This window comes from Desulfovibrio porci (assembly GCF_009696265.1).
Taxonomy (GTDB): Bacteria; Desulfobacterota; Desulfovibrionia; order Desulfovibrionales; family Desulfovibrionaceae; genus Desulfovibrio; species Desulfovibrio porci.
The window spans coordinates 96,247-113,373 of record NZ_VUMH01000005.1; the positions used below are offsets into that span (position 1 = coordinate 96,247).

The following is a 17,127-nucleotide window of genomic DNA, read 5'->3' on the forward strand; positions in this document are numbered from 1 at the left end:
CGGCTCCGGGCAAATGGCACTGCTCTTCCAGGCGAAAACCGCGCGCACGGTCTTTTCGTTTCCCCGCGCCTTGTTGGACACGGCTCATGGCCCACAGAAAAAGCGCGGCGTCTTCGGGATCCAACGCGGCATCTTCCGCATCAGGCATTGCGGTGGAACCACACTGTTTTCCTCGCCTTTTCTCCCGTCGCAGCACGGATTCCGCTGCGGCGTTCTTTTTTTTGTCAGGGAAGGATTTGAGATTCAGGGCTCGGAACGGGTTTTCAGCAAAAGCATCATTGTCGGACATGGCGCTATAACCGGACGGATTTTCGTGGTGGTAAAAAAAGCCGCGGCAATGCCGCGGCTCAACAAAAGTCGACTGAGAAAAAGCTATGGCGCCTTCGGCGCGTCGGCCGGGGTTTCCGCACCCGGCGTCGCGGCGGGCTGCTGCGGCGCGGGAGCGGTCTGACCGGCCTTCGGATCCTGCGCAGGCGCGGGAACCGCGGGTGCCGGAACCGAAGCGGCGGGTTCTTCAATTTTGACGTTCAGAATGGTGGACTCGCTGCTGGGACGGGAACTCGTCACATAGGTATAGCTCAGGGAGGTAATCACGAAGATGACGGCCATCAGCGTGGTGAGCTTGGCCAGAATGCCGCCCGCGCCGCCGCTGCCGAACACCGAAGTGTTGCCGCCGCCGAAAATGACGCCCATGCCTTCCTTGCCCGCCTGAAGCAGGACCAGAATGACCAGCAATACGCACACAATAATATGCAGCGTAAGAATAAGAGTCTGCACGAATTCCTCCTCACCGCCCGGCACAGCCCGGCGGCGCGCCAAAAAAGGATAAGCCGATCCCGCCTTGCACAAAATCGCGGCACAAGACCCGGCTGTTGCGGGCGCTCCGCCGTCAATCGGCGAAGCCGGCCAAAACGCACTCGTCCTCTGCCTCATCCGCGGAGCGGGCAGACAGGGACGGGCGTTTACTACGATCCGATAATCTGTAGAAAACTTTGCGCCTCTAAAGAAGCGCCTCCTACCAGAAGACCGTCCACATTGTCAAGTCCGACCAGGGCGGAGGCGTTGGTCGGTTTGACGCTGCCGCCGTACAGAATGGGCAGTTCAGCGGCGGTTTCGCCCAGCATGTCTGCAAGCAGCGCGCGCAGGGCCGCGTGCGCCTCCTGTACCTCCACCGGACCGGCCACCTTGCCCGTGCCGATGGCCCAGACAGGCTCATAGGCTACAGCCAGCCGCCCGGCCAAAGTCCCGCGCAGGGCTTCGGGCAGCGGCTCCAGAGCTGTGGAAAGCTGGCGGGACAGCACGTCCCTGAGCTGCCCGGCTTCACGCTCATGCAGCATTTCGCCCACGCAGAGCATAACCTTGAAGCCCTGCGCCAGGGCAAAGGCGGTCTTGCGGGCTATCAGCTCGTCGCTTTCGCTGAAGACATGGCGACGCTCGGAATGGCCGACCAGAACCCAGGTCGCGCCCGCATCATTCAGCATGCCCGTCGAAATTTCTCCGGTAAAAGCTCCCTGCGCGGCGGGATAAAAATTCTGCCCGCCCACCGCCAGGTTCTTTTTGCCGGTAAAAGCCTCCGCCACCGCATCAACGGCCGTGAACGGCGGGAAAACCAGCACCAAACGGCCATGCGGCGTGCCGTCGGGCAGGGCCAGCGCCAATTCGGCGGCGGTTTGCGCGGCTTCAGGGCGCGTTTTATACATCTTCCAGTTGGCGGCAATAATTTTTTGCATAACAGCACCTTTGGCTGGGGATCATTCTTGCAGGGAACAAACGTAAATCAGCGCGTCTTCGCCGCTGTCCGTATAATAGCGGGGGCGCACGCCGACCTGGCGGAAACCGCTGCTCCGGTAGAGGGCAATGGCCGCGTGGTTGCCCACCCGCACCTCAAGCAAGACTTTCTGCATACCCATTTTACGGGCCACATGCAAGGCCGCGTTCAGGATGCGGCGTCCGAAGCCTTTGCGACGCTCTTCAGGAACCACGGCCAGGTTGAGTATTTCCAGTTCATCAAGGGTATGGTATACGGAAATATAGGCCAGCAGTTCCGGCCCCCGAAAAAGGCCAAAAGCCGCGAAGGCCGGCTGTGCAAAGGCCGCGCGGCACTGCGCTTCGGACCAGGGCAGGGAAAAACAGCGCCGCTCAAGCGCGTGCATGCTCGTGGCGTGACGCGCGTCAAGACGCTGAAAAAGCGGCGTTGAGGAAGCTGCAATGGAAACGGATCCGTACATGAAACAAAACCTTTATCCGGGCTTGAAAAACGCCGCCTTGTTTCTGGAGGTGGTGGACGAACGCAACACCCCACTCTGCGTCATGGCCGAAAAGGATGTGCTGCGCCAGCGCCTGCGCCATCGCGCCGTCGCCCTGCTGATCCGCGACAGCGCAGGCCGGGCGTTACTGACCTTTCGCGCGGGGCGCGGCTGGGGCTTTTCATCATTTGCCCTGGTCAGGGCGGGACAGGCCTTTGAGGCGCGGGCCCGCGCCATGCTGCGCGAGGACTGGCGCGAGGAAGGCGGCCGTCTGTTGTCCCTGGGCTTTTGTCCTCCCTGCCCGGAAAGCCGTCAGGCCTTTGTGGCCCTGTTTGAAGCCCGTCTGCCCGCCGCCCTGGCCGCGCAAAAGGCCCTGGATCCGGACCGGAACATGCTGCTGGATTACGATGAACTCAAAGGCCTGCGCGCGCATTTCGATGATCTGCTCTCCCCTTTCATGCGGGTGGCCGTGCAGGGCGGTTATGTGCGTCCACGCTGAACCGGAGAACGCCGGAAACGGATTCAGGCCGTTTCCGCCAACAGGGCCGTCATGGCCTTGTGCAGGCGGCCGTTGCTCGCCAGCAGCGCTTCACCGAAGTGCAGGCTTTCATTGCGCAGGTTGCTGACCCGGCCGCCCGCTTCCTCCACCAGAAGCCAGCCCGCAGCCAGATCCCAGGGTTTCAGTCCCGCCTCGTAAAAAGCGTCCAGACGCCCGCAGGCCAGATACGCCAGATCCACCGACGCGGCTCCGATGCGCCGCAGCCCCTGGCTCACGGGCAGGACGGCCGCGAGCCGCTCCAGCACTTCGGGCAGGCGTTCCGCCACGTCATAGGGAAAACCCGTGCCCACCAGCGCCTCGGTGAGCGTGTCGGCTCCGGATACGGCAATGGACCTGTTGTTGCAAAAGGCCCCCTGTCCGCGCGCGGCCCAGAAACATTCGTCAAGCATGGGCACGTTAACGATGCCCAGGGTGACCTGCCCTTCCTGCCAGAGCGCCACGGAAGTGCCCACCTGCGGGATGCGATGCACGAAGTTGGTGGTGCCGTCCACCGGGTCGATGATCCAGCAGAGCGCGCCGGGATCCCGGTCCGCCGCGCTGCTCTCCTCAGCCATGAAAGCCGCCCCGGGCAACAGGGCAGCCAGCTTTTCCTTGAGAAAAGCCTCCACCGCCAGATCCGTTTCCGTCACCAGATCAATACTGCCCTTGTGCCGCACACGGCGCGGCCCGGACCAATGCGCGCGGATGATTTCGCCGCTCCGGCGCACGATGTCCACGCACTCGCATAAGATGGACGCAGCCTGAAACATGGCACAACCTTGTCAGTTGATGAAAACAGCCTGATAGGCCCGGCGGTCAAGCATGGCTTTGGCTGTGCCGCGCAGAACCGTGGTCAGCGGATCTTTGTCCACAAAGACCTTGAGGCGGGTTTCACGGGCGATGAACTGATCCAGACCCTTGAGCAGCGAACCGCCGCCGGCCATGAGCATGCCGTTGCGGTAAATATCGGCGGAAAGCTCGGGCGGCGTTTTTTCCAGAGCGCGCAGCACAGTCTCAAGAATGGCCTGTATGGGCTCACGCAAGGCCTCGCGGATGTGTCCCTCGCTCACGGTCACCACTTTGGGCGTACCCTGCACCAGATCCTTGCCGGAAACCTCCAGAGACGGGGCATTGGGCTGGGGCATGGCTGAACCCAGAATTTTTTTGACGTTTTCCGCCGTGTTCTCGCCCAACTCCATGCGGAAGACGTCGCGCATATAGCGCTGCACGGCCAGATTCATGGCGTCGCCGGCCACGCGGATGGACTGGGCGTTGGCGATGCCCGCCAGAGAAATGACTGCCACCTCGCTAGTGCCCCCGCCAATGTCCAGCACCAGGTTGCCCAGCGGCTCATGGATGGGCAGATCGGCGCCGATGGCCGCGGCCATGGGCTCCTCCACCAGCCCCACGTCAGCCGCGCCGGCCAGCAGGGCGGAATCAATGACGGCCTTTTTTTCCACCTGGGTGATGCCCGTAGGAATGCAGATGACCATGGAGGGCTTGACCAGACGCAGGCCGTCGATGGCCTTGCGCACGAAATAGGCGATCATTTCGCGGGTGACGTCGAAATCCGCGATGACGCCGTCCTTCATGGGGCGGATGGCGCGGATACGCCTGGGCGTGCGGCCCAGAAATTCCTTGGCTCCGGCGCCCACGGCCAGCACGGCGTTTTTCTGGGTATCAATGGCCACCACTGAAGGCTCATTGATCACAATGCCGTGGGATCTGGTATAGAGCAGGGTGTTGGCCGTGCCCAGATCCATGGCTATGTCTTTGGAAAAAAAACGAAAAAAACGCTGCAGAAACATGGTTACAGTTCTTTGCCGGGCGGCATGGGCGCGGTGTCCGGATCATAGGCTTGCGGGCCGTCGCTGTGCACTCTGGCCTTGGGCAGCATGGTCCGCAGCCGGGTTTTGAGGTACAGATTTTCCAGGAAAAGCGCCAGATGATCCACAGCCTGGCGTACGAAGCTGCGCATGCTCTCGTCGATCTGGCGGGGACTGGTGTGCGCCAGACAAAGCACGCCGCGCGTGCTTTTATTGACCATCACCGGCATGCACATGGCGGCCTGAAAATCAGGCATGTCCGGCAGCTTGCCGAACAGCACCGAAGCCGGAGCGCCTTCCACGCCTTCGGCCACCACAGGCTGGTCGTTGCGGAAGACCCAGCCGGTGATGCCGCTACCCATGGGCAGAATCAGCGGTTCGCCGTCCATCAGCAGCAGACGGGCCGACTCGCATTCCACACAGTAGGTTTCGCCGGGCGCGTCCACCGAAGCGAAGGCGCAGTAGTCAAAACCCGTGGCGTCGGCCATGGTGCGCAGATAATTCTGCAAAAACTGCGGCCAGCGCTTGTAGCGGAAGCGCAAGTCCTGAATAACGCCCAGTTCCGTGAAATAACGCGGAATATCCCCGGCCAGTTCCTGGCGGCCTTTGCTGCCCTGCTGGCGGGAAATCAGTTCCGCGAAGAGCTGGAGTATTTTGTGATCCTTGTCGGAAAAAGAATACTGCCGTTTGCTGTCCACGCACAACGCGCCGCCAGTGGGCACCGGACAGCCCATGAAGGCCTTGATGCTGGCTTCCTCGCCGTCCTCGTAATAGCCCAGATTGCTCTGCCGCTGATCGAAATTGGGCACCAGCAGGGGCTGGCGGTTGCGGATGATCCAGCCCACCAGCCCTCTGCCCGGCAGAATGGCGATATCGGGAGAAATCTTGTCGCCCAGGCTGAAGGCCGCGGACAGATGATGGGCCTCGCCTTCCTCGTCAGGCAGAAACAGCACGGCCGAATAAGCGTCAAAAACGCTGCAAACAATGCTCAGAATATGTTTCTCAAGAGAATTTGCGGTCATAGCGCGTGGGGTTGAAGGTGACGGGGCGCGGCGGTTGGGACAAAGGATCGCATGCGCTGACTTGTTGTAGCAAAGCGTTTCCGGCGTCGCAACTGCTTTCGCGCCTGTCGCTGTCCTTGTCTCGTTAGGCTGAACGGCAATGGAAAATCTTCAAAGCCATGCCGGGAGTACTGGAAATATTTTAGAAAAAAGGTTAAAAAAATAAAAAAAATTGTTATCAGGATTTGTGGATGATGAAATGGCAAGAGGTTTTCAGCAAAGACGGGCTGCCCTGGCGAGATGCCGCGACGTTGTCCGAACCTGTTGCCGTCAGCGAGCTGGGCGCGCTCAAGCGCTTTCTGGACGCGGTGCACATCCGCTTTTGCCTGGCCAAGCCCTATCAGGAGAACAAAAACTATCCGCTGGTGGAAGGCCGCGAACTGCTGCCCTCCTTTGACAACGATATGTTCGAGTACAAGGATCTGCCGGGCTTCGCCCTGGTGGCCTTTGCCCGCCAGCTGGACTACTTTTCCGAGATTTTCCAGTTCGACAAACTCCACCCGGTCATCACCGAGGCCGACGGCGCCTGCTGCCCTCTGGAAAATCAGGTCATCGGCCAGAACGTTCAGACCCTGGCTTCGCGCCTGCCGCGCATCCATCAGGATATTTTCCGCCAGCAGTTCCGCTATGTGGACACAGTGCTGCTGGACAACTATCCATCCCTGATGCCCTATCTGCTGAATATGGACAGAGCCCAGGTTCTGGCCTGGGATGCGGACAAGCTTTTCCATCTGGCCGGAGTGTTCGCCTCCTTCCCTTCCGACATCGACAGCGAGCTCAAGCGCTTCGGCATCCGTATCGGCAAATTCGTCTACGGCGACAGCGATATGTACGAACGCAACCGGATGTTTGTCTATCAGTACCTCATGGAACTGTACGGCTTTCCCATCGTGTCCGAGCGGCGCACCTCCAGCGCGCTTTTCGCCCGCAAGCTGCACAAGATGGGCGAGCGCTTCCTGTTGCGCGTCATGGGCCAGACCGACCGCACGTTGACCACCTACCTTTCCAACGGCGAAAACCGGCGCTACCCCCTGCTGGAAAAAATCGCCCTGGTGGCCGTGGACGAGGACCAGGAAGAAGCCCTGGACATCATCGACCGGGACGGTTTTTTTCTGGACAAGTCCCGGCGCGTGGTCATCATGCGGATCACCTACCGCCAGCACCGTTTCGACTCCAGCAACGTGCGCCAGGACCGCGCCCTTTCCGTGGTCGAACAGGAAGTGCTGCATCCGCTCACCGGCGAACCTCTGCGCGGCCTGAACATCATCAAGGACGCCAGCAATATGTTTTTGCGCCTCAACGACATCGTCCGGGGCGAATTCACGGGCCGCATCGTTTATAAGCGCACCGAGGTGGTGGAGAATACCGATACGGACGAAAAGCGCCTCAAGTTTCTATACACCTGGCTGACCAAGCATCAGCGCCGGATGATCAGCTACAGTGATGAGTTTTTCGCCAATGTCAGCAAGGTGCTGTCTGGATATCTTTTCGAGCCGGACAATGCCGAAACTTTCGACAGCATGCGCGATCTGTACCAGGAGGTATGCACGCGCTTCAGCTATATCCAGCAGGCCCGCCGGGTGCGCATCCTGGAGGATATCTGCCAGCGCACCTTCAAGGGCGCGCGCATTACCTACCGGCAGATGATGCGTGAGGCCGTGGACCTGCTTAATGAACTCAAGTTTGAGATCGTCAACTTCTTCCCGGCCCTGGTGGATGATATCATTGAGTGTGTGGAAAAAATTCTGCGTGACCGGTATTTGCGGCGCAATTATCTGGACGTGCCCGAAGGCGCGCTGACCAAGGCCGGGCTGGAGATACGCAAAAATTACGGCAGGTTGGTTTCTCTGCAGGACGGCTTCAAAGCCGTGCGTAAGGCGCGTCTCGGCACGGAAAGCAAGCTGATGAAGGAAACGGTTGTGGCATGAGCGGACCTTTTTTCTATCTTCCGCCCGAGGCTTGGGGGTACGAAGTTGCCCTGGAGGGCCAGGAGGCCAAACATCTGGGTCAGGTACTTCGTCTTGGGCCGGGCGATGAAGTGGGCCTGCTGGACGGCCAAGGCCGCACAGGCCGCTTTGTCATCCGCGCGGCAGGAAAAAAAAACGCGCGTCTGGAATGCCTGGACGAATCTTTTACACCCCGGCCCGTGTCCCTGGCCGTGATGGCTCTGGCCTTCAGCAAGGCCGTGCGGCGTGGCTTTTTTATGGAAAAAGCCGTGGAGCTGGGCGCGCATGCCGTCTGGCTCTGGCAGGGCGACCACAGTCAGGGCAAATTGCCGGCCGGCGCGCGTGAGTCCTGCCTGGGGCAGATGATCGCCGGAGCCAAGCAAAGCGGAAATCCCTGGCTGCCGGAAGTGCGCGTCCTGAGCAGCGGCGCGGACGAGCTTGCCGAGCTTTCCCGCACCGCCGACCAGCGCATTCTGCCTTGGGAAATGCAGGAAAACGTCCCCATGCTCACGCCGGATCTGGCGGGCAGGCCGGGCCTCTCCGTCTATGTCATCGGGCCCGAGGGCGGTTTTTCAGCGCGGGAGCTGGATATTCTGCACACGGCGGGCTTTGCTGCGGTCAGCCTGGGAGCCCGGGTCCTGCGTTGTGAAACGGCGGCCACCCTCTGTCTGGGCATCCATTGGTGGGCCTCGCAGTTGCCGGGCCGGGGCGCGGAACGCGCGGAGGGCTGAGCATGGCCATCAGCAAGCCCCTGCCGGAACGCATGCGCCCGGACGACGTGGCGCAATTTCTGGGCCAGACTCATCTGACGGACCGTCTGCGTTCGCTGATGCAGGCCAAGCGCCTGCCCAGCCTGCTTTTTTTCGGCCCGCCCGGTTGCGGCAAGTCCACACTGGCTTTGCTGCTGGCCAAATCCACTGGTAAAAAATACCTGCGCCTCAGTGCGCCGGAAGCGGGTCTGCAACATTTGCGCCGCTCCCTGGCCGGGGTGGAGATTCTGGTGCTGGATGAACTGCACCGTTTTTCCAAGGCCCAGCAGGATTTTTTTCTGCCCCTGGTGGAATCCGGCGAGTTGACCCTGCTGGCCACTACCACGGAAAATCCGTCCTTCAGCGTCACCCGCCAGCTCCTCTCGCGGCTACATGTGCTGCGCCTGCGTCCTCTGGGCCGCTCCGAGCTGATGCAGTTGGCGCGGCGCGGCGCGCAGGATCTTCAGGTGCGGCTGGACGACGAAGTGCTGGACCTGCTGGCGGGTGTGGCCCACGGCGACGCCCGCAGCCTGCTCAATCTGGTGGAATATGCGGCCGCGCTGCCCGAGGACAAGCGGAATCTGGAGCAGATCAAGACGGCTCTGCCCGAAGTGCTGGTCCGCCACGACAAGGACGGCGACAGTCATTACGAACTGGCCTCGGCCCTGATCAAGTCCATTCGCGGCAGCGACGTGGACGCGGCCCTCTATTATCTGGCCTGCCTGCTGGAAGGCGGCGAAGATCCGCGCTTCGTCTGCCGCCGCCTGATCCTTTCCGCTTCAGAGGACGTGGGGTTGGCCGATCCGAACGCCCTGCCCCTGGCCGTGTCCTGCCAGCAGGCTGTGGAGTTCGTAGGCATGCCCGAGGGCTTTATTCCTTTGGCCGAAACGGTGGTCTATCTGGCCCTGGCCCGCAAAAGCAACGCCTCTTACGCGGCCTATCTCAATGCCGTGCGCGAGGTGAAACTTAACGGCGCGCGCGCCGTGCCCCTGCATCTGCGCAATCCTTCAACGCAATTGCAGAAGGAGTGGGGCTACGGCAAGGAATACAAATATCCGCACAATTATCCTGATTCCTGGGTGGAACAGTCCTATCTGCCGCCCGAGCTGGAAGGCAGGCGTTTTTACCAGCCGCGCGACAATGGTGAGGAACCGCGGCTCTCGCAGTGGTGGCGCAAAATCCATAAAATCAAAAAAACGGATGATCAGTGATGATTCCCCAGCATATTGACGGCGTTTTTCTTGAAAAATTCCTCACCGGCGACACCTATCGCAGCCCCGGAATCCAGGCGGGCGTATTCAGCCGGATGTTGCCCTCGCTTTCCTTCTACAGCCGTCTTTTTCTCGGGCCGGTGCGCTGGCTCTGCCGCCGGGCCGCGCGCGGACTGTGCGACGACGCCGCGTGGGTCTACGCCAGCATCTGGACGGCGGATCTTATGGAGCGCATGGGCTGCCCCATTGAAGTGGAGGGCATGGACGCCATTACCGCCGAGGACGGTCCCTGCCTCTTTGTGGCCAACCACATGAGCACCTTGGAGACCTTCATGCTGCCGGGCATGATCCGCCCGCGCAGGCCCGTGACCTTTGTGGTCAAGAAGAGCCTGACCACCATGCCTTTTTTTGGCGCGGTGATGCGCTCGCGCGACCCTATTGTGGTGGGCCGGGTCAATCCCCGCGAAGATCTCTCCGCCGTATTGGACGGCGGCGTGGAACGCCTCAGAAAAGGCATTTCCATCATCGTCTTTCCCCAGAGCACACGCTCCAGCGTGTTTGACGCGCGCCATTTCAACAGCATCGGCGTCAAACTGGCCCGGAAGGCGGGCGTGCCCATTGTGCCCGTGGCTCTCAAGACGGATGCCTGGGGCCAGGGCAAAAAAATCAAGGAACTGGGACCGGTCAAAGCCGGCATGGCCGTGCGCTACCGTTTCGCGCGGCCCATGCGCGTCCGGGGCCAGGGCAAGGAAGAGCACGCCGCCATCTGCGAATATATTTCCAGCACGCTGGCGGCCTGGCAGGAACAGGACGGTATGAACCGTTGAGGCGGGGCCGTCGGAAGTGCTGAACGGCCATCATGGAAAAGGGCTTGCGCGGTCACGCAAGCCCTGAATTTCCTGGTCGGGATGGCGCGATTTGAACGCGCGGCCTCAGCGTCCCGAACGCTGCGCTCTAGCCAAGCTGAGCCACATCCCGTTGAGAAAGGCACTCTATGCTAACCTCGTATATTTGGCAAGGCTTTTTTTTGTTTGTCAAATCATCTTGCCTGGCGTAGCATACCGGAACAATTCTCTGAACGCGGGAAAATTTATTCCGGAGTGAGCGTTTCTATGATCCGTGTCCTTGTTGTGGATGATTCAACTTTCATGCGCCATGCCCTGGTTTCTCTCCTGGAGCAGGACCCGGATATCAAAGTGGCCGGCACGGCGCGTGACGGGCAGGATGCTCTGAAAAAAGCCGTGGAGCTGGATGCCGATGTTATGACCCTGGATGTGGAAATGCCGCGCCTCGACGGCTTGGCTACCCTTCAGAATCTCATGAAAACACATCCCATGCCGGTGCTGATGGTCAGTTCACTCACGGAAAGCGGTGCAGAAAGCACGCTTAAAGCCATGGAATATGGCGCGCTGGATTTTATTCTTAAAACCATGAGCAACGACCGCGACTGTTTCGGCGATGAACTGCGCCGCAAGGTCAAGGCCATTGCCCGTAAAAAAACCATCGTCAAGCTGAAATACCGCCGCATCAATCATATCGTGCAACCACTCGCCCACCGCAGTCAGCCTTCTCAGCCGGCGGATTATGTGCAAACCCCCTGTCCCGGTCCGCGCGATCTGGTCGTCATCGGCGTTTCCACAGGCGGGCCGCCGGTGGTGCAAAAGGTGCTTTCCGCTTTGCCCGCCGATCTTCCGGCCTGCATTCTGATCGCTCAGCATATGCCGGCCACCTTTACCGGCCCGTTTGCCAAGCGTCTGGACAGCGTGTGCAAGATTTCGGTTTCCGAGGCGGTCAATGGCGACAAATTCAAAAACGGCCATGCCTATGTCTGTCCCGGCGGCAAGCATATCGGCGTGCGTATGCGCGGTCCTCTGCCCGAGGTGGCCGTGACTGATGAACCGCGTGACGCGCTGTACAAGCCCACAGTCAATGTGCTTATGGAAACGGCGGGACGCAGCATGGGGCGGCGCACCTTGGGGGTCATGCTCACGGGCATGGGTTCCGACGGTTGCGACGGAGCCCGTGTTCTCAAAGAAAAGGGTGGTTGCCTCATCGCTCAAAATGAGGCCTCTTGCGTGGTTTATGGCATGCCCAAGGCCGTGGTAGACGCAAAACTCGCCAATCTGATTCTGGATGCCGACGAAATAGCCCAGGCCATCATCACAACGGTCAGAGGCTGACCTGTAGCATTTCACCAGGATAATACCATTATGAGCATGGAAAATTCACAATACAGCGCGGCGCAGATTCTTGAAGCCCTTCAATCCGGTGACAACGATGTCGTGCGCAGCGCGGCGTTCAGCGCGGGCGACATGGGCCTGAAAGAGGCCGTGCCCTTGCTCTGTGAACGGATCAAAAGCGAAAATATCGGCGTGCAGGAAGCCGCGGAATACGGCCTGCGCAAAATCCGCGGCGCTCAATCCATCGTGGAACTGCTGCCCTTGCTGCGCAGTGACGAAGCGCCGGTGCGCAATGTGGCCATGGACATCCTGCGTGAGATAGGGGTGGACAGCATTGAGAGCATGCAGCCCTATCTCCGCGACGACGATCCGGATCTGCGCATTTTCATCGCGGACATTCTGGGCTATTGCCTCAGCCACCAGTCCGCTCTGCTGCTGGGCGACGCCCTGCTCAAGGATCCGGAAGTCAATGTCCGTTATCAGGCGGCCGTCAGCCTGGGTAATCTTGCTTTTCCCGAATCCGTGAACGACCTCTGCCAGGCGATGCACGACGAAGAATGGGTGCAGTTCGCCGTGGTGGAGGCCCTGGCTAAAATCAAAGATCCGTCAGCCATCAATGCCCTGGTGCAGTTGCTGCCGCAATCCTCCATGCTGGTCAGCTCGGCGATTATCGACGCGCTGGGCGGCCTGGGCGACATCAAGACCATTCCTCTGCTGTTCAACTCGCTGGAAAACGTCAGCGTGGTGCTGCGCCACAAGATAGTCAAGGCCATTGTGCAGATTTTGAGCGGCCGCTCGCTTTCCCTGCTGGCTGCCAAGTCGCAGGAGCGACTGCGCGCCTATCTGCTGGACGCTCTTTCCGACAATGACGAGGAGATTCAGATGGCGGCCCTGCAGGGCCTCAGCGCCATCGGCAAGGAAGAAGCCAGCAGCGCCATTCTGGATCTGGCCACGGGTCTGGATCCGGAGCGCAAGGCCGAGCTGTATGAGGCCGCCATCCGGGCCATCGCTTCCATCGGATATAATGACATTGTGCGCGACGCCCTGCGCAGCGAGGACGAAAGCCGTACCATGATCGCCATGGAAGCCTGCCAGCTTATGGACGATCACCGTCCGGTGGAGGAAATCAAAAATCTGTTCTGGCGGGTGAGCCGTGAGCTGCAGCGCGCCGCTGTGGCGGAAGTGGCCCAGTTGGGCAGCTGCGACGATATGCCTTTCTTCCTTTCCATCATCGACGAATGCGATGACGCGGAGGTGCTCAAAAGCGCCCTGGTCTTTTTCGGCAATCAGCATACCTGCCCGGATGTGGAAGATGTGGTGTTCAGCCAGCTCGACCACCGCTATGTGGACGTGAAGGAAATGGCGCTGGAGGCCTGCATCAATTTGCACAGCGCCAACCTGAACGCCCGGTTCAAAGAGCGGTTCCGCAGCGATGACGCCATGCAGCGCATGATGGCGGTGTATGCGCTGGGCCGTTACAGCGTCACCGAAAATCTCACGGAAATTACCGAAGCCCTGGAAGACGAAGACCCCGCCATCCGCCGCGTGGCTGTAGAGGCTTTTCTGAATCTGGGCGGCGTGGCGGAGCGCTATCTGCCCCGGCTGCTGCCCCGTCTGTTTGACGAAGACAAGGACGTGCGCGTGGCCCTGGTGGACCTTCTGGGGCAGATCGGCACCTCGGCTGTTATGCCGCATTTGGTCACGGCCCTCAGGGATGAGAACGAATGGGTGCGGATTCGCGCCATCGAAGCTCTGGGCGTGAATAAAAACGCCGAAGCCGTGCCCACCCTGGCGCAAATGCTAGAACACGCGAGCCCCATGGTCGCATTTAAGATCATTGAAGCGCTGGGCAGGATCGGCGGCAATGTCGCTTTCAGCGTGCTGCTGGGCATGATGGATCATGAAGATCCTGAAATCCAGCACGCGGCGGCTGATGCCGTGGCCGCCATCCAGGCGGAACAGGAGTAACTATGGCGACCCCTCCCACACTTTTCCCAAAGACTTCCCAGCTCAAGAGCGGCGAAACGGATTCCCAGACGCCGTCAACCGACAAGCCCGCGCAGCCCGCCCCAGGCGCTACGGAACGTCCCACGTCGCTCTACAAGCCCAGGCAGCCTTCCGCATTCTCCGGCGCCGGGCAAAGCCAGCCGGGTTCCTCCTTCAAAACACCCGCTCCGGCTGCCGACGCAGCCGCGAGTTCATTGTTCAACAGAAGCGCGACACAAAACGCGGCGGCCGCCAAAACGGATGCGGCGCGCCCGTTTTCGGCTTTCAGGCCGGCCGGTCAGACGCCCGCCGGCGCGCAGAATCCGACCGCGCCACCCCTGCGAAGCTTTGCCAAGCCCGCCGTCAAGGCGGACGGAACCACTCCGGCATCAGCCTTCGGCACGAGCGCCGCGCGCCCCTCCGCCTTCCGCCAGCAGCCTGCGGACCCGCAGCGCCCGCCGCTGCAACCCGGCACCGCTTTCCGGTCGCAGGACCAGACGGTTCCCGCGTTCCGTGCGGCATCTCCCTTCCGTAAGGATTTGCAGATTTCCAATGAGGAATTTGTGCTGCTGCGGGATTTCATCTACCAGCAATGCGGCATATTTATTGCCGAAAACCGCAAATACCTTGTAGAAAACCGGCTTTCCAACCGGATCAAGGAACTAAACCTCAAAAGCTACAACGAATATTACAACTTTCTGCGTTTCGACGCCAACCGGCGCACCGAGCTGAACAAACTTTTTGAAGTGGTTACCACTAATGAAACCAGCTTCTTTCGCAATCCGCCGCAGCTGGAAGTGTTTCAGAAATCCGTGCTGGCCGAAACGCTGGAGCAATGTAAGAAATCCGGCCAGAAAAAGCTGAGAATATGGTCCGCCGGCTGTTCCACGGGCGAGGAACCATATACTCTGGCTATCATTCTGCACGAAGTGCTCAAGAGCGATATCCGTACCTGGGACATCAAGATCACGGCCAATGACCTGTCGGAAGCCGTTCTGGGCGCGGCGCGGCGCGGCGTGTACAACGAATATGCCTTGCGCACGACGCCCAAGGAAATCATTTCCTCCTACTTCACCAAAGAAGGCAATCTCTACAAGGTGGACCCCGCGCTCAAGCATATCGTCTCCTTCGGGCAGATCAACCTGAGCGACAAGGAACAGCTGCGCCGGGTGGAGAAATCACAGATCGTTTTTTGCCGCAACGTGATCATCTATTTTGACGATGAGATGAAGCGGAAAGTCATCAATGCGTTTTATGATAATCTGGAGCCCAACGGCGTGTTGCTCATCGGTCATTCGGAATCGCTGCACAACATCAGTCGCGCGTTTCAGCTTGAGCATCATAAGGGCACCATCGTCTATCGCAAACTGAGTTGACGCCATGAAGTTATGGGCGCGAAAATCCTGGCTGTAGCCAATCAGAAAGGAGGCGTGGGCAAAACCACCACTTCCTTGACGTTGGGCAGCGCCCTGTCGCGACGCGGCAAAAAGGTGTTGCTGCTGGATCTTGATCCGCATGCCTGCGCCACCTTGCATGCCAAGATTTACCCTGAGGAACTGCGCGCCAGCCTGTACGATATTTTCCTGGCGCAAGACGGGGTATGGCCGGACATCTGGCCGGACATCATCCACCCTGCGGCCCTGCAGGGCATGGACCTCGCCCCCGGCAGCATCCGTCTTTCGGAACTGGAAGTGGATTTCCGCGAGCGCACTGCCAAGGGCAGTGTTCTGGCCCGCAGTTTGCATGTTTTGATGACAAGATATGACTTTGTGGTATTGGACTGCCCACCGCATGTGGGCATTCTGCTGGTCAACGCTCTGGTGGCGGCTGATCTGCTGATCATTCCCATTCAGACCGATTTTTTGGCCCTGCACGGCTTGAAACTGCTGTTTGACACATTGCACACGCTGAACAAGGTGTTGCCGAGTCCCATCCGCTACCGGGCGGTGCCCACCATGTACGACAAAAGGGCCAAGGCTTGTACCCGGGTGCTGGATTTGATGCGGCGCAAGATGGGGCATGCCCTGTTCGCCACTATTATCGGCGTGGATACGCATTTTCGAGAAGCGAGCGCGCTGGGCTGCACCATTTATGATATTGACGCTCAATCCAGAGGCGCGCTTAGTTATGACTCTCTGGCCGAGGAAGTGCTCAGTTTATGGTAAAGACGCCGGAAGAATATTTTGCCGACCAGTGCTTTGAGACGCCGGATTCCCGTCGGACGCCGGGCGGGCTGAGCGATGCCGAGCAGGCCTTCGTTCAGAAATATCTCGGCGCCGACGCCTTGGCGGGCCTGCCTGTCTTGGAACCGGACGCGGCTCTGCCGGTCAATGAAGCGGAACAGGCCGCAGCGCCCCAGATTTCGCTGAAGGCCCGGTTACGTGACGAAGCCCGAATACAGATGGTTTCCTTCCTCGTGCGCGGACAAACCTTTCTGTTACCCGTGGCGGCCATTCAGGAAGTGCTGCGGTATATGCCCCTGGTCAGGCTGCCGTTGGCTCCGCCATTTGTGGCCGGGGTCGTCAATCTGCGTGGGCGGGTGACCCCCCTGCTCCATTTGGACGCCCTGCTCACCCAAGAGGGGGACTACCGGTATACGGCACAGAGCTTCATCATTGTCTGCACCTCTGAGCAAATGCAATTAGGCTTGATTATCGATAAAGTGCAGACCATGCATACTGTTGAACAAGACAAAATAACTTGGAATGCCGAAGTTCAGTTGGGGGCCAGTGCGGATTTTTTATGCGGCATAGCCGATATCAATGATCGTGTATGCGGTATTCTTGCTCCGGATATGATTGTACAAAAACTTCTTGTAACCTGACGCGACTGATTTGTGATGATACAAGCGGATGCACAATCAACATCCGCTTGCAAAAGCGGCAAAGACTTACTAGTATATATGGATATACGCCGAATTATTCATGATAGCCACAAGATGACGGGCAGGAACGAAATTATGACGAAACACATCATGGTCGTTGATGACTCCAAGACCATCCGCAACCTGGTGGCCTTTGTGCTCAAATCCGAAGGCTTCAGGGTCAGTACCGCCGAAGACGGCTTGGACGCCATTGAAAAACTGTACAGTCTTGACCCGGTGGACTTGATTGTCTCCGACGTCAATATGCCGCGCATGGACGGCTTCACCTTCATCAAGACCATCCGCACGCAGGATGCCTATAAGGACATTCCCATCATCGTGCTTTCCACCGAAGGTCAGGAGCAGGACATCCAAACCGGCATGAGTCTGGGCGCCAATCTCTATATGGTCAAACCCGCCCAGCCGGAAAAAATGGTCCGAAATATAAAGATGCTTCTTGGCTAGCCGATAAGGAGAACAGTACGTGCTCCCTGTGGGGCATTGCTGGTCTTTCAGCCAAA

Annotated in this window: 18 protein-coding genes and 1 tRNA gene; 12 read left to right on the forward strand and 7 right to left on the reverse strand. The window is 59.5% G+C overall.

The annotated features are described in order from the left end of the window. The first annotated feature begins 13 nt into the window (after positions 1–13). Positions 14–451, forward strand: coding sequence for a hypothetical protein (locus FYJ44_RS14645; protein ID WP_229772563.1), 438 nt, complete (start codon positions 14–16; stop codon positions 449–451). Here the strand turns inward: FYJ44_RS14645 and secG are convergent. From secG to rimI, 3 genes are all read right to left on the reverse strand, one after another. Then, positions 373–777, reverse strand: a complete 405-nt coding sequence (gene secG, locus FYJ44_RS06575) for a preprotein translocase subunit SecG (RefSeq protein WP_288957365.1) — start codon at positions 775–777, stop codon at positions 373–375. The two genes, FYJ44_RS14645 and secG, sit on opposite strands and share 79 nt — an antisense overlap. Before the next feature lie 188 nt (positions 778–965). Continuing rightward, positions 966–1,730, reverse strand: a complete 765-nt coding sequence (gene tpiA, locus FYJ44_RS06580; protein WP_154510444.1) for a triose-phosphate isomerase — start codon at positions 1,728–1,730, stop codon at positions 966–968. A gap of 21 nt (positions 1,731–1,751) precedes the next feature. Further along, a complete protein-coding gene (gene rimI / locus FYJ44_RS06585) occupies positions 1,752–2,228 on the reverse strand; it encodes a ribosomal protein S18-alanine N-acetyltransferase (protein ID WP_229772565.1) in 477 nt (158 codons plus the stop codon). On the opposite strand from rimI, the gene FYJ44_RS06590 reads away from it, so the two are divergent. Beyond that, positions 2,227–2,745, forward strand: a complete 519-nt coding sequence (locus tag FYJ44_RS06590) for an NUDIX hydrolase (RefSeq protein WP_154510448.1) — start codon at positions 2,227–2,229, stop codon at positions 2,743–2,745. The two genes, rimI and FYJ44_RS06590, sit on opposite strands and share 2 nt — an antisense overlap. A gap of 23 nt (positions 2,746–2,768) precedes the next feature. On the opposite strand, the gene FYJ44_RS06595 is transcribed toward FYJ44_RS06590, so the two are convergent. From FYJ44_RS06595 to FYJ44_RS06605, 3 genes are read right to left on the reverse strand one after another with little or no spacing between them, the layout of a single operon-like run. Then, the gene (locus FYJ44_RS06595) at positions 2,769–3,554 is read right to left on the reverse strand and encodes an inositol monophosphatase family protein (RefSeq protein WP_154510450.1); all 786 of its coding nucleotides are present in this window, start codon (positions 3,552–3,554) and stop codon (positions 2,769–2,771) included. Positions 3,555–3,566: 12 nt separating this feature from the next. Next, positions 3,567–4,592, reverse strand: a complete 1,026-nt coding sequence (gene mreB / locus FYJ44_RS06600) for a rod shape-determining protein (protein WP_154510452.1) — start codon at positions 4,590–4,592, stop codon at positions 3,567–3,569. A gap of 2 nt (positions 4,593–4,594) precedes the next feature. Then, positions 4,595–5,632, reverse strand: a complete 1,038-nt coding sequence (locus tag FYJ44_RS06605; protein WP_154510454.1) for a GAF domain-containing protein — start codon at positions 5,630–5,632, stop codon at positions 4,595–4,597. 230 nt (positions 5,633–5,862) lie between these two features. On the opposite strand from FYJ44_RS06605, the gene FYJ44_RS06610 reads away from it, so the two are divergent. The 4 genes from FYJ44_RS06610 to FYJ44_RS06625 are packed head-to-tail and all read left to right on the forward strand — an operon-like array spanning position 5,863 to position 10,404. After that, entirely contained in the window at positions 5,863–7,599 is a 1,737-nt protein-coding gene (locus FYJ44_RS06610) for a hypothetical protein (RefSeq protein WP_154510456.1), read from the forward strand. Further along, positions 7,596–8,348 carry a 16S rRNA (uracil(1498)-N(3))-methyltransferase gene (locus FYJ44_RS06615; RefSeq protein WP_154510458.1) on the forward strand — a complete coding sequence of 251 codons (753 nt, stop codon included), beginning with the start codon at positions 7,596–7,598 and terminating at the stop codon, positions 8,346–8,348. The genes FYJ44_RS06610 and FYJ44_RS06615 overlap by 4 nt, the downstream gene beginning before the upstream one ends. Before the next feature lie 2 nt (positions 8,349–8,350). After that, on the forward strand, positions 8,351–9,577 hold the full coding sequence (locus FYJ44_RS06620; RefSeq protein WP_154510460.1) for a replication-associated recombination protein A: 1,227 nt from the start codon (positions 8,351–8,353) through the stop codon (positions 9,575–9,577). Then, complete coding sequence (locus tag FYJ44_RS06625; protein WP_154510461.1) at positions 9,577–10,404, forward strand: lysophospholipid acyltransferase family protein; 828 nt, start codon at positions 9,577–9,579, stop codon at positions 10,402–10,404. Before FYJ44_RS06620 ends, FYJ44_RS06625 begins: the two co-directional genes overlap by 1 nt. A gap of 73 nt (positions 10,405–10,477) precedes the next feature. On the opposite strand, the gene FYJ44_RS06630 is transcribed toward FYJ44_RS06625, so the two are convergent. Then, positions 10,478–10,555: transfer RNA gene (locus FYJ44_RS06630), tRNA-Pro, on the reverse strand. A gap of 134 nt (positions 10,556–10,689) precedes the next feature. On the opposite strand from FYJ44_RS06630, the gene FYJ44_RS06635 reads away from it, so the two are divergent. The 6 genes from FYJ44_RS06635 (at position 10,690) to FYJ44_RS06660 (ending at position 17,071) form a co-directional block, all read left to right on the forward strand. After that, positions 10,690–11,757, forward strand: coding sequence for a protein-glutamate methylesterase/protein-glutamine glutaminase (locus tag FYJ44_RS06635; RefSeq protein ID WP_154510462.1), 1,068 nt, complete (start codon positions 10,690–10,692; stop codon positions 11,755–11,757). Positions 11,758–11,787: 30 nt separating this feature from the next. After that, complete coding sequence (locus FYJ44_RS06640; protein WP_229772566.1) at positions 11,788–13,725, forward strand: HEAT repeat domain-containing protein; 1,938 nt, start codon at positions 11,788–11,790, stop codon at positions 13,723–13,725. 557 nt (positions 13,726–14,282) lie between these two features. Further along, positions 14,283–15,119, forward strand: coding sequence for a CheR family methyltransferase (locus tag FYJ44_RS06645; RefSeq protein WP_229772580.1), 837 nt, complete (start codon positions 14,283–14,285; stop codon positions 15,117–15,119). A 12-nt stretch (positions 15,120–15,131) separates the two neighbouring features. After that, complete coding sequence (locus tag FYJ44_RS06650) at positions 15,132–15,908, forward strand: ParA family protein (RefSeq protein ID WP_154510464.1); 777 nt, start codon at positions 15,132–15,134, stop codon at positions 15,906–15,908. Beyond that, positions 15,902–16,567, forward strand: a complete 666-nt coding sequence (locus tag FYJ44_RS06655) for a chemotaxis protein CheW (protein ID WP_154510465.1) — start codon at positions 15,902–15,904, stop codon at positions 16,565–16,567. The genes FYJ44_RS06650 and FYJ44_RS06655 overlap by 7 nt, the downstream gene beginning before the upstream one ends. A 135-nt stretch (positions 16,568–16,702) precedes the next feature. Continuing rightward, positions 16,703–17,071 carry a response regulator gene (locus tag FYJ44_RS06660; protein WP_154510466.1) on the forward strand — a complete coding sequence of 123 codons (369 nt, stop codon included), beginning with the start codon at positions 16,703–16,705 and terminating at the stop codon, positions 17,069–17,071. Positions 17,072–17,127: the final 56 nt, after the last annotated feature.

Coding starts and splice junctions, on each gene's coding strand:
- FYJ44_RS06610 (WP_154510456.1), top strand. CDS start 5,863: ATGATGAAATGGCAAGAGGTTTTCAGCAAAGACGGGCTGCCCTGGCGA.
- rimI (WP_229772565.1), bottom strand. CDS start 2,228: ATGTACGGATCCGTTTCCATTGCAGCTTCCTCAACGCCGCTTTTTCAG.
- FYJ44_RS06655 (WP_154510465.1), top strand. CDS start 15,902: ATGGTAAAGACGCCGGAAGAATATTTTGCCGACCAGTGCTTTGAGACG.
- FYJ44_RS06650 (WP_154510464.1), top strand. CDS start 15,132: ATGGGCGCGAAAATCCTGGCTGTAGCCAATCAGAAAGGAGGCGTGGGC.
- FYJ44_RS06640 (WP_229772566.1), top strand. CDS start 11,788: ATGAGCATGGAAAATTCACAATACAGCGCGGCGCAGATTCTTGAAGCC.
- FYJ44_RS06660 (WP_154510466.1), top strand. CDS start 16,703: ATGACGAAACACATCATGGTCGTTGATGACTCCAAGACCATCCGCAAC.
- FYJ44_RS06635 (WP_154510462.1), top strand. CDS start 10,690: ATGATCCGTGTCCTTGTTGTGGATGATTCAACTTTCATGCGCCATGCC.
- FYJ44_RS06625 (WP_154510461.1), top strand. CDS start 9,577: ATGATTCCCCAGCATATTGACGGCGTTTTTCTTGAAAAATTCCTCACC.
- mreB (WP_154510452.1), bottom strand. CDS start 4,592: ATGTTTCTGCAGCGTTTTTTTCGTTTTTTTTCCAAAGACATAGCCATG.
- FYJ44_RS06620 (WP_154510460.1), top strand. CDS start 8,351: ATGGCCATCAGCAAGCCCCTGCCGGAACGCATGCGCCCGGACGACGTG.
- FYJ44_RS06595 (WP_154510450.1), bottom strand. CDS start 3,554: ATGTTTCAGGCTGCGTCCATCTTATGCGAGTGCGTGGACATCGTGCGC.
- FYJ44_RS14645 (WP_229772563.1), top strand. CDS start 14: ATGGCACTGCTCTTCCAGGCGAAAACCGCGCGCACGGTCTTTTCGTTT.
- FYJ44_RS06590 (WP_154510448.1), top strand. CDS start 2,227: ATGAAACAAAACCTTTATCCGGGCTTGAAAAACGCCGCCTTGTTTCTG.
- FYJ44_RS06605 (WP_154510454.1), bottom strand. CDS start 5,632: ATGACCGCAAATTCTCTTGAGAAACATATTCTGAGCATTGTTTGCAGC.
- FYJ44_RS06615 (WP_154510458.1), top strand. CDS start 7,596: ATGAGCGGACCTTTTTTCTATCTTCCGCCCGAGGCTTGGGGGTACGAA.
- tpiA (WP_154510444.1), bottom strand. CDS start 1,730: ATGCAAAAAATTATTGCCGCCAACTGGAAGATGTATAAAACGCGCCCT.